The organism is Streptomyces sp. NBC_00252 (assembly GCF_036187565.1).
Classification (GTDB): domain Bacteria; phylum Actinomycetota; class Actinomycetes; order Streptomycetales; family Streptomycetaceae; genus Streptomyces.
Map to the genome: position 1 here is coordinate 2,478,382 of NZ_CP108087.1, position 16,229 is coordinate 2,494,610.

The following is a 16,229-nucleotide window of genomic DNA, read 5'->3' on the forward strand; positions in this document are numbered from 1 at the left end:
GCCCGAACTGCCGTTCCGGGCACCGGCATTGGGGCCAGGCCTCAGCGCGCTGTGCGCGACCTGTGAGTCCGCTGATTCTCATCGGCCGCTCAGTGAAGGCTCAGCAACGGCACAGGCGGGGACCGGAAAGTCACCGTCATGAACGAACAGAACGCGGGAGGCGTCCGGCAGCGCTCGGTTGGGATCGTGGTGCCGCCGTACAACGAGGCACACGTCCTCGCCGACAGCATCGGCCGTCTCCACGCAGACCTCGAAACGTCCTTCCCGTTCCCGTTCACGACCACCGTGGCGCACAACGCGAGCACCGACGCCCCCTGGCAGGCGGCGCTCGCCCCGCACATCGAGGACACCGCCCGGTTCTTCGGCGCCGAGCCCCTCGTCCTCACCCAGCGCAACGGGCTCCGTATCCACGAGGTCCCGGTCGACTGGACCGACGACCCCGGCAGCCGCATCGCCGCCGTACCCCGCCGCACCCGCACCGCCACCCCTGTCCTGCCCGTCGGGGCGCCCGCCTCTTCCGCGGAACACCTGGAGTACGCGTCATGACGACCCTCGCCCCGCCCCCCGGTCAGGAGAGCGCCCGCCGCTCGCACCGCGCGGGCCCGCCCACCGACGGCGGCCTCGACTCCCGTGCCAGAAGGCTCTTCACGGGCCCGGAGGACGACCCGCGCTGGGCCCGCCCGGCCCTGTGGGCGATCCTGATCCTCGCCACCGCGCTCTACGCGTGGAACCTGACCTCGATCACCGGTAACACCTTCTACGACGCGGCCGTCTACAGCGGCACCAAGAGCTGGAAGGCGTTCTTCTTCGGCGCGCTCGACTCCGGCAGCTTCATCACGGTCGACAAACCACCGTTCGCTCTCTGGGTGATGGGCCTCTCCGCCCGCGTATTCGGTTATGGCACCTGGCAGTTGATGCTGCCGATGGTCGCGGCGGGCACGGGTTCGGTGGCCCTCCTGTACCGGCAGGTGAAGCGCGATTTCGGTGCGGTGGCAGGCACGATCTCCGCACTGGTCCTCACCCTCACCCCGATCACGGTCGCCATCACCCGAGACACCAACCCGGACCCGATCCTCGTCCTGCTGATGATGCTCGGCGCCGCGGCCCTCATGAAGGCCGTCCGCAACGGGAAGCTGATGCCGCTGGTGTGGTCGGCGGTCGCGATCGGCTTCGCGTTCAACACCAAGATGATGCAGGCGTACGTCGTCCTGCCCGCGTTCTTCCTGGTCTACCTCTGGGCCACGAACGTCTCCCTCGGCAGGCGCGTCCGCAACCTCGCCGTCGCCACCGTCGCGCTGGTCGTCTCCAGCGCCTGGTGGATGGTGATCGTCGACCTGATCCCCGCGTCCTCCCGCCCCTACATCGGCGGCTCCACCGACAACACGGTGTGGGACCTCGTGATCGGCTACAACGGCTTCGGCCGGATCTTCGGCGCCGGCTCCTCCGTCGGCTCGCAGGGCAACGGGGCGTCGTTCGGCGGGAGTTCGGGCCTGTACCGGATGTTCAACGAGATCATGGGCGGCCAGATCTCCTGGCTGATCCCCTTCGCGGCGATCGCCCTCGTCGGCGGCCTGGTGCTGCGCGGCCGCGCTCCCCGCACGGACGCCAAGCGCGCGGCCCTGATGCTCTGGGGCGGCTGGTCCGTCCTCCACTTCCTGACCTTCTCGCTCGCCGAGGGCACGTTCCACCCGTACTACGTCACCGCCATGGCACCCGGCATCGCGGCCGTCGCCGGAGCGGGCGGGGTGCTGCTGTACCGCGCCTTCCGTGAGGGCTCGGCCGCCAAGTGGGCCTGGGTGCTGCCGACGGCGATCGCGGCCGGCTCGATCTGGGCGGTCGTCCTCCTCCAGCGGGTCTCCGGCTCCGGCACGGTGTACACGGTCGCGGAGATCGTGGTCGCCGCGACAGGCATCGCTTCCGTACTCGGCCTGCTGGTGGCCCGGTTCACCAGGCGCCACCGCCTGATGGTCTTCGCGGCACTGGCAGCGATCGTCACCCTCCTCGCCGGCCCAGCGGCCTACTCGGTCTCGGCGGCGACGTCGTCGACCAACGGCACGAACCCGACGGCAGGCCCGAGCACGGGCGGCGGCATGGGCGGCGCCAAGGGCAAGACGGGCAGCGCACCCAGCGGTACGGGCGCAGGCTCGGGCAAGATGGGCACGCCCCCGTCCGGCGGCACGGCTCCCTCGGGCACCAAGTCCCCCTCGGAGTCGGATGGTCAGTCGGCCGGCAACGGTGGCGGCATGGGCGGCGGCACCCAGGTCTCGTCCGAGATGATCACGTATCTCAAGAAGCACCAGGACGGGGCGACTTGGCTCTTGGCGGTCTCCACCGACCAGACGGCGTCCTCGATCATCCTGGAGTCCGGCCAGCCCGTGATCTCCATGGGCGGCTGGTCCGGCAGCGACGACGCGATGACCCTCGCCAAGCTCAAGTCCCTGGTGAAGTCCGGCAAGTTGCACTACATCATCATCAGCAGCGACGGCGGCCAGAGCACCGACACCGCCATCACCACCTGGGTCAAGGCCCACGGCACGGCAGTCAAGTCCACGGCATACAGCACCAGTTCAACAACCTCCACCAACACAGGCCTATACCGCCTGGACCCCACCGACGCCAGCTGACCCCCTCCCCTGAACCACATCTCCCGACTGGAAGGGCCGCCGGTGAGCCCGGCGGCCCTTCCACATGTCGCGACTTGCGGGATGCCGACGTCCTGCATCGCACCCGCACCCCATAAGGTGCGCGCACCATGTCCAAGGAGGAGGTCCTGTGGGATTTTCGGGTCACCTGGTCTTTGCCCGCAGCAAGCGTCCGCTGCTGGAAGCGCCCGTGTTCGACGGTGTCCATCAGGAGGTGAAGGACACCGTGCATGTGTGGCGGGCACGACCGGGCGGTTGGCAGACTCTCCAGTTCGACCAAGGAATTTGGGAGGACGACCACCTGTCCGCCCTGGTCGGCTGGACCGGCGCACCGGCCTGCGTCGCGGACGTCTCCGACAGCGACATCGCCCTCGTGACCGGACTCGGAACCAGCGGGCGGCGTTGGCAGGCGTGGCTCAACCTGGACAACGCCGCGGCACTCCTCACCGAGGAGCCCGAGGACCTGGACGACGTGAGCCTGTGGGTGGGCACACCCGAGTTCGACGCGGCGGTGGGACGCAAGCGCGGGGAGCTCGACACGGCTGTGCCGGCCGCTGCTGAAGGCGCCGTCATCTGGGCCGAGGCCGCCGGCATCCCCGTCGCAGCGCGGCGCCCCCGGATCGAGGAGCTGCTGCGCTCACGGGAGACCTTCGCGGAGGACCTTTTCGGCACGCTGTTGGACGAGTTGGGGTTTCCCCAGGCCGGCCGTCCCTCGCAAGAGCCCTAGCAAACGGTGTCTAAGCCTCCGCCATCGCGACCGGAAACCCCGCCGTCCGCCGGACCCGGCGCTCGCCGTCGACCGCGAATACCTCGCAACCGGGCCGGGACGCGGCCCAGTCGACGCCCTCTGGGCCCAGCGCGAAAGCCGCGGTGGCCGTGGCGTCCGCTTCGGTGAGGGTGGGGGACACGACGGAGATGCTGAGGAGGCCGGTCGCGGGGGTGCCGGTGCGGCCGTCGAGGATGTGGTCGCCGCGTTCGTAGCGGGCGGAGGTCGCCACCGCGCCGTCGGTCAACTCCAGGACCGTGCACAGTTGGTCGGCCTGTTCGGGGTGGCGTATGCCCACCCGCCACGGGCCGCCGGAGACGACCACGTCGCCTCCGGCGTTGAGGATGAAGCGGCGGGCCCCGGCGGCGGTGAGGAGTTCCGACGCGCGCTGCACGGACCAGCCCTTGACGATCGCGCAGGGGTCGAGGGGGCGGCCGGGCAGGCGGACGTCGAAGGCGCCGCCGGTCGCGACACGGTACTGCTCGCAGAGGTCGAGGACCTCGGTCAAGTCCGCGCTGAGGTCGCCGAGTTCGAGCTCGCCCCGGTCGTGGCGGCAGACCTCGCTGTCCGCGCGGAACGGGCTGAAGCGGGCGTCGACCTCGCGCAGCCAGGCGAAGAGCGCGTCCGCCGCCTCCTCGCTGAAGTCCCCGTCGCCCTCGTCATCCACCCGCAACGACACCGGGAAACCCATCACGTGCTCGACTCGGCGCATCTCACGCGCCCTTGGCGTCGATCGCCGCCTGGAGCGACTGGACGTAGGCGTCGCTGGTGATCGTGGCGCCGGACACCGTGTCGATCTTCGAGCTCTGCGCCTTGAGGGTCTCCTCGATCAGCACCGGGACCGCCGCCGTGGTCTGCGGGTGGTTCGGCTGCTGGAGCATGCTCACCGTGCTGATCTTGTCGCCCTCGAAGGTCACCTGCACCTGCACGGTGCCCTTGGATGTGTTGATCGCGGTGCCCTGCACGACCTTCTTCGACGACGTGGACGGCGTGGACGCGGAGCCCGACGCCGAGGAAGTGGTCGTAGGACTCGGTGTCGTCACCGTGGCCGGCGCGCTCGCCGAACTCGTCGTCGTCCCGATGGACGGCTCGTAACGCCACACGGGGATCAGCCCCGCGACGGACAGCACCAGTACAGGTATGACTCGCTTCACGATATGTCTCTCATCCCGCCAGGCTGAAGCGTTCGAAGTGGATCTGCTGCTTGGGCACGCCCAGGTCGCCGAGGCTGCGCAGCACCGCGTTCATCATCGGCGGCGGGCCGCAGAGGAAGACGTCGCGGTCGCCGATGTCCGGTACGAGCCGGGCGAGTTCGCGCGGGGCGAGCTTGTCGGGGACGGGCGGGCCGGTGACCAGGTGGAGCTGGGCGCCCTTGGCGTGGGCGAGTTCGACGAGTTCGCCGTAGAGGACGGCGTCGCGGTCGGTGGCGACGCGGTAGATGACGACGGCGTGGCCCTCCAGGTCCTCCAGCAGGGCGCGGATGGGGGTGACGCCGACGCCGCCCGCGATGAGCAGGGACTCCGGTTTGGTGCGGTGCAGGGAGGTGAAGGCGCCGTAGGGGCCCTCGGCGAAGACGCGGGTGCCGGGCTCGAGGTGGCGCAGGGCGGCTGTGCCGGCGCCGGCGGTCTTCGCGGTGAGGCGGAGGCGGGTGCCGTCGGGGGCGGCCGAGAGGGAGAAGGGGTTGGCCTGCCACCAGCGGTCCTTCGTCAGGAACCGCCAGAGGAAGAACTGGCCTGCCTGGGCCGGGAGTTGGTGGAGGTCGCGGCCGGTGATGTAGATCGAGACGACGTTGTCGGACTCGGGGACGACCGCCTCCACCCGGAGCTGGTGGCGGAGGTTGCGCCACAGCGGGAGGATCACGCGGCCCAGGGCCACCGAGCCGAGCGCGACGCCCCACACGGCGTACCAGTACGTCGTGGCGGCGGACGACGCGGTGAACGTCGTACCGACCGCGACCTGGTGGGTGAAGGCGAGGACCACCGCGACGTAGGTGTAGAGGTGGATGAAGTGCCAGGTCTCGTAGGCGAGTCGGCGTCGCGCATAGCGGGCGGAGGTCGCGCCGATGACGAGGATCAGGGCGAAGGCGACGAGCGCGCGCAGGATTCCCTCGGTGGTCTCGGCGAGGTCGACGACCTCGCCGACGGGGCCGGTGCCGGTGCCGGTGCCCTGGGCGTAGCCGAAGGCGATGAAGACGAGGTGTCCGAGCAGCGTCCAGAGCAGGGCGAAGCCCGTCCAGCGGTGCCAGGAGGTCAGCCGGTCCATGCCGATGCGGCGGTCGAGCCAGGGCAGCCGGGCCACCAGCAGCAGCTGGAAGGCCATGACGAGGGCGGCGTAGAGGCCGAGGACGCGGCCGATGACGATGAGGGTGTTGGAGGCGAAGCCTGCTTGGACGAAGAAGACGGTCACCACGGCGACGTTCGCGGCCAGCACGGCGTACAGGCTCGTGCGGGCCACCACCCTGGGGCGTATCGCCGTGGGGGGCGCAGGGGGTGATTGGACGGTCGTCACGGACGGCAGCTCCTTGATCGGGTCCTGGGACTCGAGCTTCGCCTCGCGGGACTGTCGTTTTCCTGTCGGACGACTTACAAGTGGCTGTCGATGTGGGTGGGACGGTGACGCGGGTCTGGTGTCCCGCGGTGCGTGAAGCAGTATGAGCGGGTGGACAAAGTACGACTCCTCGTCGTGGACGACGACCCGCCGATCGCCGACCTCGTCGCGACGGTCGCCCGGTACGAGGGCTGGGAGGCCGCGTGCGCGTACTCCGGTGAGGAGGCGCTGACCGTGGCCGCCGAGTTCCAGCCGGACATCGTGGTGCTCGACCTGATGCTGCCCGGCCTGGACGGCTTCGGTGTGCTGGACCGGCTGCGCCGCTCCGGGACGATGGTCCCTGTGGTGTTCCTCACCGCGCGGGACGCCGTCGCCGACCGGGTCGCGGGGCTGACGCGCGGCGGTGACGACTATCTGGTCAAGCCGTTCGCGGTGGAGGAGCTGATGGCCCGGCTGCGGACCGTGCTGCGGCGCAGTGCGGGGCCCGGTTTCCCGCGCTCGGTGCTGCGGGTCGCGGACCTGACGATGGACGAGGACACGCGCGAGGTGCGGCGCGGCGAGCGGCTCGTCACGCTCACCCCGACCGAGTACGAGGTGCTGCGCTATCTGCTGCGCAAGTCGCCGACCGTGCTCACCAAGGCGCAGATCCTCGACCATGTGTGGGAGTACGGCTTCGGCGGCCGCTCCAATGTGGTGGAGCTGGTGGTGAGCAGGTTGCGCCGCAAGCTCGACGAGGGGCATGATCCGCTGATCCACACCGTGCGCGGCTTCGGGTACGTGATCCGGCAGGCCGCCGAGTGATCCGCCGGCTGCGTGAGAACTGGCGCCGGGTGCGCCTCGGCACCCGGCTCGCCCTGGGCGTGGGTGTGCTCTCGCTGATCGTGTTCGCGGTCGTCGGGACGGTCCTCACGACGTACATGGGCGACTATCTCGAGCGCCAGCTGAGCGAGCAGCTGAAGCTCGTCCAGGTCGTCCAGTCCAAGGACGCCCAGATCCACGGCGTCGTCGAGCGCAAGCCGTACTACGGCTGGTACACGGCGGTCTACGACGTCTCGGGGAAAACCCCGAAACTGCGCGAGCCGTCCGACGTGCCGGACGACACCGGCGCGCTCACCGCCCTAGCGAAGACGATGGCGCACTCCACCACGGAGATCTCCCGCACGGTGACGATCGACGGCGAGGGCCCCTACCGGCTGCGGGCCTGCGAGGTCGAACCCGGTGTGGTCCTGGTGAGCGCGGCACCCCTGGCGGACGTGGAGGGCACGGTACGGCGGCTGGTCGCGGTCCAGGTGGTGGCGTTCGCGCTGGCGCTGCTGGTGCTGGTGGTGATCGGCCGGAAGATGCTGCGGCGCGGGCTGCGGCCGCTCAGCGACATGGCGACCACGGCCCAGGGCATCACCTCGCACGACCTCACGGACTCGGCGGCCCGGCTGCCGCTGCGGGCCGAGCGGGGCGACGGCGGGCCCGAGGTGGAGGAGCTGCGCACCGCGTTCAACACGATGCTGGAGCACATCGACGACTCGCTCGCGGTGCGCGCCGAGGCGGAGCAGCGGCTGCGCCGGTTCGTCGCGGACGCCTCGCACGAGCTGCGGACACCGCTGATGTCGGTGCGCGGCTACGCGGACCTGTTCCAGTACGCGGCGGCCAACGTGCCCGAGGAGCGGGACAAGCACCTGGCCCGGTTGCGCGCCGAGGCCGCCCGCATGGGCATCCTCCTCGACGACCTCCTGCTGCTGGCCCGTCTGGACGCGGCCGATGTGGAGACTCCGCTGCGGCCGGAGGACGCGGACCTGGCCGAGCTGGTGGAGCAGGCGGCGGACGCCTTCCGCGCGGGGCATCCGAACCGTCCGCTGACGGTCGAGGTCGGGGAGCGCCCGGTGCGGCTGCGCGTGGACCCGGTGCGGATCCGGCAGGTGCTGGACAACCTGCTGACCAACGCGGCCGTGCACACCCCGGCCGGTACGGCGGTGTCGGTGACGCTGTCGGTCGCCGGTGGCATGGCGTCGGTGCGGGTCGCCGACGCGGGGCCCGGCATCCCGGAGGACGACCGGGCCCGGGTCTTCGACCGCTTCTACCGCGTCGACAAGGCCCGCAGCCGCGACCGGGGCGGCAGCGGGCTCGGCCTCGCCGTGGCCCGGTCGCTGGCGAAGGCGCACGGCGGCTCCGTCGAGCTGACGTCCGAGCCCGGCTCGACGGTCTTCACGGTGACGATCCCGCTGGGGGCCGCGTCGGCGCGGTGAACGCGGGTGGTGTGCCGTCGTTCGCTCTGGCTCCTTGAAGGGCTTGTGCCTACCATGGGTGACGTGTCGTCACCTGAGGCTCAGGACCATCAACTGGCTCTGTTTCATCGGCAGTTGCCGTGCTTCGAAGCCCAGAGGCCGCCGTCACATCCCGCGCCACACATTGTCGTACGCCGCGTCCTCGACGGTCTTGCGCTGCCGTACGGCCTCCAGCTCCGTCACCGCGTCATGGACCACGGCGATGACCGTGTCCAGCGATTCGTCGGCGATCTTCGCGGAGTCCTCGTCGGACACCTCGCCGATCCCGGCGGCTGCGGCGAGCTGGGCGAGGACGGGCTCACCCTCGGACCAGCGCTCGGCCGCGCGGCTGCGGGCCGGGGAGTCGACCAGGGCCGTCTTCCCGGTGCGGACCGGGATCCAGCGCCCGCGCTGCCGGGCCACCAGCCCCTCCGCCTCCAGCGCGGCGAGATAGGCGGAGGAGAGGTCACGCCCTCGCCGCCACAGCCAGTTCTCGACCGACTCGTACGGCGTCTCCCGTACGAGCGCGGTCGCTGCCTGGTCCAACAGGCCGTCCTCCAGGGGTACTTGGGGGTTCGGCACGATCAGGTCGCCGTCCAGTACGACGGCTCCGGCGGCGAGGAGGTCGACCACCTCCGCTCCGGCGAGCGCGAGCGAAAGGTCACCCGTCTCGACAGGGCGGTCGGGTGCGACATCCATGGCGACGATCATCAGGTCACGCGGTGTGCTCATGGGTGCCAACCTAGCGCGGCTTATGCGAGGAGGCATCGACACCCAACGTTTACATAATTCTGTTCTGCCGTCAGTGGTGTTTCGGGACTGTGAGCCTCGGATGAATAGCGGAGGCTTTTGGACCGCTTGCGCCACTGCGGCCGAGTGGTGTGCCCTCTGAAGGAAATCGGCTGGTTTTTCGGTTGTTCGGGGGCCGGTTCCGGCTGGCCGGATAACTGCCGTCCACCAGTTGATTGCCTTGCCGTTGTTGACCGACGAGTAACAGGGGGCTAGCTTTCAACCAGCCATCTCGCGCCTTTGCGATGCTATTCGGCGCTGCGGCCGAAACCCCCCACCGTGCAGTTTCACCGTTTATTCGGAGAATCATGACGTCTGTCGCGCACGCCGAAGAACTGATCATTGGAATCACCCCGTTCCATGAGCCGGACGCCCGGCTCGCGGCGGCTGTCAGCCGTGCCGGCGGGTTGGGCGTACTGGACCTGGGGAATGGCGACCGAAGATCCAGAGAGGCCCTGGCGCGCGTCCGGCGCTGGTCCCCGGGCCCTTTCGGGGTACGGGTCGGACCGCACTGCCGGACCGGCCCGAGTGACCTCACCACGGGCCCAGGCGCCATCCCGCACACCGTCGTCCTCGCGGTGGACGCGCCCTGGCGGGTGGACGAGGTCGTCGCGGACCACCGGGTGCTGGTCGAGGTCACCGACCTGGACCAGGCGCTGACGGCGGTCCGCGCCGGTGCGCACGGCCTGATCGCCCGGGGCACCGAAAGCGGCGGCAGAACAGGCGAGTTGAGCACCTTCGTCTTACTCCAGCACCTGCTCGCCGAACCCGCCGTGGACGTCCCGGTCTGGGCCTGCGGCGGCATCGGCCCCCGTACGGCGTCCGCGGCCGTCGCGGGCGGCGCCGCCGGAGTCGTCCTGGACAGCCAACTCGCCCTGCTGGCCGAGTCGGGCCTCCCGGAGACGGCGGCAGCCGCACTCCGCTCGATGGACGGCTCCGAGACGACGGTGGTGGCCGGTCACCGCGTGCTCCTACGACGCGGCCCTGACGCCCCGCACGTGCCCGCCGACCGGGTCTCCGAACTGCTCGGTGCCCGCGACCCGCGCACCCAGTTGCTGCCGGTCGGCCAGGACGGCTTCCTCGCCGCCCGCTTCGCGGAACGCTGGGGCGATGTGGGCCGCACGGTACGCGAACTGACCACCGCCATAAGGGAGTCGGTGCGGGACGACAGCCCGGCCGACGCCCTGCGCGCAAACTCCCCGATGAGCCGCGCCCTCGGCACGCGACTCCCCATCGCCCAGGGCCCGATGACCAGGGTCAGCGACCAGGCCGACTTCGCCGCGGCCGTCGCCTCAGCGGGTGCGCTGCCGTTCATCGCGCTCGCCCTGTCGACCGGCGAGCAGTCGCGGGCGGTGCTCGCCGAGACCCGGGCCGCCGTGGGCGACCGGCCCTGGGGTGTCGGGGTGCTCGGCTTCGCGCCCGAGGAGATGCGCAACGCCCAGCTCGAAGCGGTACGGGAGTTGAGGCCCACGCACGCGATCATCGCGGGCGGCCGGCCCTCCCAGGCCGAGGCGCTGGAAAGGTCCGGCATCTCGACCTTCCTCCACGTGCCCTCGCCGGGACTGCTGCGGCAGTTCCTGGACGCCGGTGTCCGCAGGTTCGTGTTCGAGGGCTCCGAGTGCGGCGGCCACGTCGGACCGCGCGGCAGCTTCCCGCTCTGGGAGGCCCAACTCGCCGTCCTGGACGATTTCTTGGAGACAGCGGCAGCGGGTACGGCCGAACACGTCGAGGTGTTCTTCGCGGGCGGCGTCCACGACGAGCGCTCGGCGGCGATGGTGGCCGCGCTCGCCGCACCGCTCACCGCCCGCGGCGCTGCCGTCGGCGTGCTGATGGGCACCGCCTACCTCTTCACGGAGGAGGCGGTGACGCGGGGAACGGTCCAGCCCCTCTTCCAGGAGCAGGTGATCCGGGCCACCCGGACCGCGTTGCTGGAGACCGCGCCCGGTCACGCCACCCGCTGCGTACCCAGCCCGTTCAGCGACAACTACCTGGTCTTCGAAGCCGAGTTGCGCGAGCGGGGCGTCCCGGACCGGGAGATCTGGGAGAAACTGGAACGGCTCAACGTCGGCCGGCTCCGCATCGCCAGCAAGGGCGTGGAGCGGGACGCGGCCGGTGCGCTGACCTCCGTGGACGAGCAACGCCAGCTCGCCGAGGGGATGTTCATGGCCGGCGAGGTCGCCGTACTGCGTTCGGCGACCACCACGATCGACGCGCTGCACCGCTCGGTGACCGAGGGGGCCGCCGACTTCCTGGCCGACAGCGCGCGAACCGCCCGCGCCCGCCTGGGAGTCGAGGAGACGGCCGAGCCGGAGGCGCCGGCCCCGCTGGACGTCGCTGTCATCGGCATGGCGTGCATGTTCCCGCAGGCACCCGATCTCCCCACGTTCTGGGCGAACATCCTCGGCGGACGCGACTCCGTCGACGAGGTCCCGCCCGACCGCTGGGACCCGGCCGTGCACTACTCCGCGGACAAGGGCGGCGCCACCCCGTCGAAGTGGGGCGGCTTCCTCCCGCGCATCCCCTTCGACCCGCTGCGCTACGGCATTCCGCCGACCTCCCTCGGCAGCATCGAACCGGTCCAACTGCTGGCCCTCGAAGCCGCCCGGCGCTCCCTGGAGGACGCCGGATACGGCGACCGGGGGCGGGAGTTCGACCGCGCCCGCACCTCCGTGGTGTTCGGCGCGGAGGCGGGCAGCGACCTGTCCAACGCGACGACGCTGCGCGCCGTACTGCCCTCCTACTACGGCACGATCCCGCCGGGCATCGAGGAGCAACTCCCCACGCTCACCGAGGACTCCTTCCCCGGCATGCTCTCGAACGTCATCTCGGGGCGCATCGCCAACCGGCTCGACCTCGGCGGCGCCAACTTCACCGTCGACGCGGCCTGCGCGTCCTCGCTGGCCGCCGTCGACGTCGCCTGCAAGGAACTCGTGGGCGGCACCAGCGATGTCGTGCTGTGCGGGGGCGCCGACCTCCACAACGGCATCAACGACTACGTCCTCTTCTCCTCCGTGCACGCCCTCTCCCCCACCGGCCGCTCCCGCGCCTTCGACAGCTCGGCGGACGGCATCGCGCTCGGCGAGGGAGTCGCCTGCGTGGTCCTCAAGCGGCTCGCGGACGCGGAGCGGGACGGCGACCGGATCTACGGTGTGATCAAGGGAGTCGGCAGCTCCAGCGACGGCCGCTCCCTCGGCCTGACGGCACCCCGCCCCGAGGGCCAACGCGCTGCGCTGGAACGGGCGTACCGCAACGCGGGCGTCTCCCCCGCCGAGGTCGGCCTGGTCGAGGCGCACGGCACCGGCACGGTCGTCGGCGACCGCACCGAACTCTCCATCCTCAGCGAGGTGTTCACCGAGTCCGGCGCGAAGACGGGCAGTTGCGCCCTCGGCTCGGTCAAATCGCAGATCGGGCACACGAAGTGCGCCGCGGGCCTCGCCGGTCTCATCAAGACCGTGCTGTCCCTCTACACCGGCGTCAAGCCGCCCACCCTGCACATGAAGCAGCCCAACCCGGCCTGGCAGGAGGACAGCAGCCCGTTCGTCTTCCACGCCCGGCCCCGGCCGTGGGCGGCACCGGCGGAGGAACGCGTCGCGGGCCTCAGCGCGTTCGGCTTCGGCGGCACCAACTTCCATGCGGTGATCGGGGCTTACGGCGACGCCGTACCGCCCGCGCAGGGTCTGGACGCGTGGCCCGCCGAACTGTTCACGTTCCGAGGAGCCGACCGGGCGGCGGCGCGACGGGGCATCGAGGAGACCCTGAAGCTCGCGGAGGCGGGTCACTGGAGACTGCGTGACCTCGCGCTGAGCGCGTCACGGCGGGCGGACGCCCGGCTTGAACCGGTCCAAGTGGCCGTCGTGGCACGGGATGCGGAGGAGCTGGTCGGGCAGCTGCGGCGGGCGTTGGACGGTGAGGAGAACCCGGCTGCCGGTATTCACCTCGCCGATGCCGGCGCGGATTCCGGCAAGGTCGCCTTCCTCTTCCCGGGCCAGGGCAGTCAGCGCCCCGGCATGCTCGCCGACGTCTTCATCGCGTTCCCCGAACTGCAGCACTACCTGCACCTCGGCCGCGCCCACACCGACGCGCTCTACCCGCCGACCGCCTTCGACGACACCACCCGGGACCGCCAGCAGGCCGGACTCACCGACACCCGGGTCGCGCAACCCGCCCTGGGCATCGCCGGGTTGGCCGCCCACGCCCTGCTCACCGAGGCGGGCGTCCGGCCCGACATGGCTGCCGGGCACAGCTACGGCGAGCTGGTCGCCCTGTGCGCGGCCGGTGCGATCACGCCGGAAGCGCTGCTGGAGCTGAGCACCGAACGCGCGGCGGCGATCCTCGAAGCCACCGGCACGGACGACCCGGGAACCATGGCCGCGGTGGCGGCAGGCGCCGAGGACGTCGAACAGGCCCTGAAGGCGGCCGACGCACCCGACTCCGTCGTCATCGCCAACCACAACTCACCGCGCCAGACGGTGATTTCGGGCCCGACGGAGGCAGTCACCACCGCCATACGGCTCCTGCGCGAAGCCGGTCTCGGTGCCAAGCGCATCCCCGTCGCCTGCGCCTTCCACAGCCCGCTGGTGGCAGGCGCGGGCGAGCGCTTCGCACAGTCCCTCGCCCAACGCCCGGTCCTCACACCCGAGTTCCCCGTCTGGTCCAACCGCACGGCGGCCCCCTACGGCGACGACGCAGACGCCGTCCGGTCCGAACTCGTCGCGCAGATCGGTTCCCCGGTCGGCTTCGTCGCGCAGATCGAGGCGATGTACGAGGCGGGCGCCCGGATCTTCGTGGAGGCCGGACCCGGCTCCGTCCTCACCCGCCTGGTCGGCCAGATCCTCGGCGACCGCCCGCACCGCACCGTCGCCTGCGAGCCGAACCAGAACAGCGGGCTGCGCGGCTGGCTCGACGCACTGGCCCAACTGGCCGTCGCCGGGCTGCCGGTGCGCACCGCCTGGCTCCTCAACGGGCGCGACGCCGTGGACGCCGCCCGGACTCCCGTGCCCTCGCGACCCGGCTGGACGGTGGACGGACAGCTCGTCCGCACCGCCGCCGGAGCACTCCTGCCCGGTGCCCTCGCACCGGCCCGACGCGTTGTGGAGACGACTGTGACGACGAACCCTCAGGACGGTGCCCCCGTCGAGGTGAACAGGGACGCGCTCATCTCCGAATTCCTCCGCACCAGCCGGGAGATGGTGGCCGCGCAACGGGACGTACTGCTGACCTACTTCGGCTCGGTGCAGGGCACGGCACCCCAGGGCACGTGGATACCGGCACCGGCGGCACCCGCCGCGGTCGAGGCACTCCCCCAGATACCCGAGCTGCCGGCCGCCGCCGCACCCGTACCTCAACAGGCCGCGGCTGTGGTGGAGTTGCCCGTACCCCAGGCGCCCGAAGCCGTCACCGAGGCCGACGTGCTCCGGGTCGTCCTGGAGATCATCAGCGAGCGCACCGGCTACCCCGTCGACATGATCGAGCCCGACCTCGACCTGGAGGCGGACCTCAGCATCGACTCCATCAAGCGCGCCGAGATCGCCGGCGAACTGGCCCAACGGCTGGGCATCGGCGGCGGGATGGACGTCGCGACGCTGGAGGACGCCGAGCTGGAGGACCTGGCGAAGGCCCGCACGGCGGCCTCCGTCACCGGCTGGCTGTCGGCCCGGTTGACGGCACCCACGGCGACGGACGAGACGCCCGCGAGTGTCAGCACCCCTGAGGTCGCCTCCCCAACTGCCCACGCCCCGCTGGACGAAGTCACCGGCGTCGCCCCGAAGCGCCTCCAACTGCGCCCGGTACTCCTCGCACACCAGGACGGCGACAACCCTGCGGACCCGGCATCGGTCCTGAGCGGCCGACGCTTCGTCCTCTACGGCGACGACGGCGGCGACATCCCGGAGACGGTCGCGACCCGCCTCTCCTCCTATGGTGCCGACACGGTGACCGTCACCGCCGAGCACCACCTCACCGAAGCCGACGGCCAGGTGGACGGCATCCTGTACCTCGCCCCGCTGACGACATCGGCGCCGGTGCTGCCGGACGCGTTCCCCGTATTCCAGGCCACCCTGCGACGCGGCCCGCGTCACCTCCTCGCGGCACAGGGCGCGGACGGCGGATCAGCGGGCCTGCACGGGCTGTTCCGCACAGTCGCGCGCGAGTACCCCGACACCATCGCCCGGGTCGTCGAACTGACGGACACCACACCGGCCGCCGTCGCCGACGCCCTGATCGCCGAACTCCTCGCCCCCGACACCGAGCCGGTCGTCCTCCGAACTCCCGCCGGACGCAACGGACTTGCGCTGAACGAGACGCCGCTCGGCGCGCTCGCGACGAACGGTGCCGGACCCGCAGGTGACGGAGTCGCGGAGGCCGCCGCGATCGGGCTCGACCGCGACTCGGTGGTGCTGCTGGTGGGCGGTGCGCGGGGCATCACCGCGAAGTTCGCCGCCGCGCTCGCCGCGGCCTCCCGCTGCCGTATCGAACTTCTGGGCAGGACGGCCGCACCGACAGGACCCGAGGACCCGGCGACCGCGGGCGCCCGCACCCCGGCCGAACTGCGTGCCGCCCTCGCCCGCACCAGCGGTGGACTCACGCCCGCCGAGATCAACCGCACCGCCGAACTCCTGCTCGCCCAGCGGGAGATCACCGCGACCCTCGACGAGCTCGCCGCTCTCGGCAGCCAGGCCCGCTACCACTCCGTCGACTTCCGCGAACCGGACGCCGCGCTCCAGGCGGTCAAGGAGATCCACGCCGAACACGGCCGCCTCGACGGTGTCGTCTACGCGGCCGGCGTCATCGAGGACCGGCTGATCGCCGAGAAGACCAGCGAGTCCTTCCAGCGGGTCTACGGCACGAAGATCCACGGCGCCGAGACCCTGCTGTCGGCGCTGGAGGAACTGCCCAACGGCCCTGCCTTCGCGGTGCTGTTCGGCTCCATCTCGGCCGTGCTCGGCAACCGCGGCCAGGTCGACTACGCCGCCGCCAACGACGCGCTCCAGAGCCTCGGCGCCGACTGGGCGGCCCGCACCGGGCACCGCGCGCTCACCGTGCACTGGGGACCGTGGGCGCCGACCGGCGGCCACCACGGCATGGTGACACCGGAGTTGGGGCGCGAGTACGCCCGGCGCGGCATCTCGCTGATCGACCCCGAGGAGGGCACCGCGGCCCTGCTGCGTGAACTCGCCTGGGGCGACGAGTCGGCAGGGGCCGTCGTCTACACCGCTTCGGGCTGGTAGC

General features: G+C 71.3%; 10 protein-coding genes. 6 read left to right on the top strand and 4 right to left on the bottom strand.

Annotated elements, in window-relative coordinates:
* Positions 1 to 138 precede the first annotated feature (138 nt).
* The 3 genes from OHT77_RS10745 (at position 139) to OHT77_RS10755 (ending at position 3,369) form a co-directional block, all read left to right on the top strand.
* Complete coding sequence (locus tag OHT77_RS10745; RefSeq protein WP_328827986.1) at positions 139 to 546, top strand: hypothetical protein; 408 nt, start codon at positions 139 to 141, stop codon at positions 544 to 546.
* Positions 543 to 2,624 (top strand): glycosyltransferase family 39 protein, encoded by a 2,082-nt coding sequence (locus tag OHT77_RS10750; protein ID WP_328827987.1) that lies wholly within the window; start codon positions 543 to 545, stop codon positions 2,622 to 2,624. Before OHT77_RS10745 ends, OHT77_RS10750 begins: the two co-directional genes overlap by 4 nt.
* A gap of 148 nt (positions 2,625 to 2,772) precedes the next feature.
* Positions 2,773 to 3,369, top strand: coding sequence for a hypothetical protein (locus OHT77_RS10755; protein ID WP_328827989.1), 597 nt, complete (start codon positions 2,773 to 2,775; stop codon positions 3,367 to 3,369).
* Positions 3,370 to 3,379: 10 nt separating this feature from the next.
* Here OHT77_RS10755 and OHT77_RS10760 read toward each other — a convergent pair whose 3' ends face one another.
* Genes OHT77_RS10760 through OHT77_RS10770 form a run of 3 tightly spaced genes read right to left on the bottom strand, consistent with a single transcriptional unit; the run spans position 3,380 to position 5,916 of the window.
* On the bottom strand, positions 3,380 to 4,120 hold the full coding sequence (locus OHT77_RS10760) for an FAD:protein FMN transferase (RefSeq protein ID WP_328827991.1): 741 nt from the start codon (positions 4,118 to 4,120) through the stop codon (positions 3,380 to 3,382).
* Between the two features lies 1 nt (position 4,121).
* A complete protein-coding gene (locus tag OHT77_RS10765) occupies positions 4,122 to 4,562 on the bottom strand; it encodes an FMN-binding protein (RefSeq protein ID WP_328827992.1) in 441 nt (146 codons plus the stop codon).
* Positions 4,563 to 4,572: 10 nt separating this feature from the next.
* Positions 4,573 to 5,916: a ferredoxin reductase family protein gene (locus tag OHT77_RS10770; RefSeq protein WP_328827994.1), complete on the bottom strand. Its 1,344-nt coding sequence runs from the start codon at positions 5,914 to 5,916 to the stop codon at positions 4,573 to 4,575.
* A gap of 150 nt (positions 5,917 to 6,066) precedes the next feature.
* Between OHT77_RS10770 and OHT77_RS10775 the strand changes: the two genes are divergently transcribed.
* Together OHT77_RS10775 and OHT77_RS10780 are read left to right on the top strand one after the other, a co-directional pair.
* Positions 6,067 to 6,756 (top strand): response regulator transcription factor, encoded by a 690-nt coding sequence (locus OHT77_RS10775; protein ID WP_266776825.1) that lies wholly within the window; start codon positions 6,067 to 6,069, stop codon positions 6,754 to 6,756.
* A complete protein-coding gene (locus tag OHT77_RS10780) occupies positions 6,753 to 8,195 on the top strand; it encodes a sensor histidine kinase (RefSeq protein WP_328827997.1) in 1,443 nt (480 codons plus the stop codon). Before OHT77_RS10775 ends, OHT77_RS10780 begins: the two co-directional genes overlap by 4 nt.
* Positions 8,196 to 8,339: 144 nt before the next feature.
* Here OHT77_RS10780 and OHT77_RS10785 read toward each other — a convergent pair whose 3' ends face one another.
* Positions 8,340 to 8,945, bottom strand: coding sequence for a GOLPH3/VPS74 family protein (locus OHT77_RS10785; protein ID WP_328827998.1), 606 nt, complete (start codon positions 8,943 to 8,945; stop codon positions 8,340 to 8,342).
* A 365-nt stretch (positions 8,946 to 9,310) separates the two neighbouring features.
* On the opposite strand from OHT77_RS10785, the gene OHT77_RS10790 reads away from it, so the two are divergent.
* Entirely contained in the window at positions 9,311 to 16,228 is a 6,918-nt protein-coding gene (locus OHT77_RS10790; RefSeq protein WP_328827999.1) for an SDR family NAD(P)-dependent oxidoreductase, read from the top strand.
* Position 16,229 lies beyond the last annotated feature (1 nt).

What these genes read in the sequence shown, in the direction of transcription:
- OHT77_RS10745 (WP_328827986.1), top strand. Translation starts at nt 139, where the DNA reads ATGAACGAACAGAACGCGGGAGGCGTCCGGCAGCGCTCGGTTGGGATC.
- OHT77_RS10750 (WP_328827987.1), top strand. Translation starts at nt 543, where the DNA reads ATGACGACCCTCGCCCCGCCCCCCGGTCAGGAGAGCGCCCGCCGCTCG.
- OHT77_RS10785 (WP_328827998.1), bottom strand. Translation starts at nt 8,945, where the DNA reads ATGAGCACACCGCGTGACCTGATGATCGTCGCCATGGATGTCGCACCC.
- OHT77_RS10790 (WP_328827999.1), top strand. Translation starts at nt 9,311, where the DNA reads ATGACGTCTGTCGCGCACGCCGAAGAACTGATCATTGGAATCACCCCG.
- OHT77_RS10760 (WP_328827991.1), bottom strand. Translation starts at nt 4,120, where the DNA reads ATGCGCCGAGTCGAGCACGTGATGGGTTTCCCGGTGTCGTTGCGGGTG.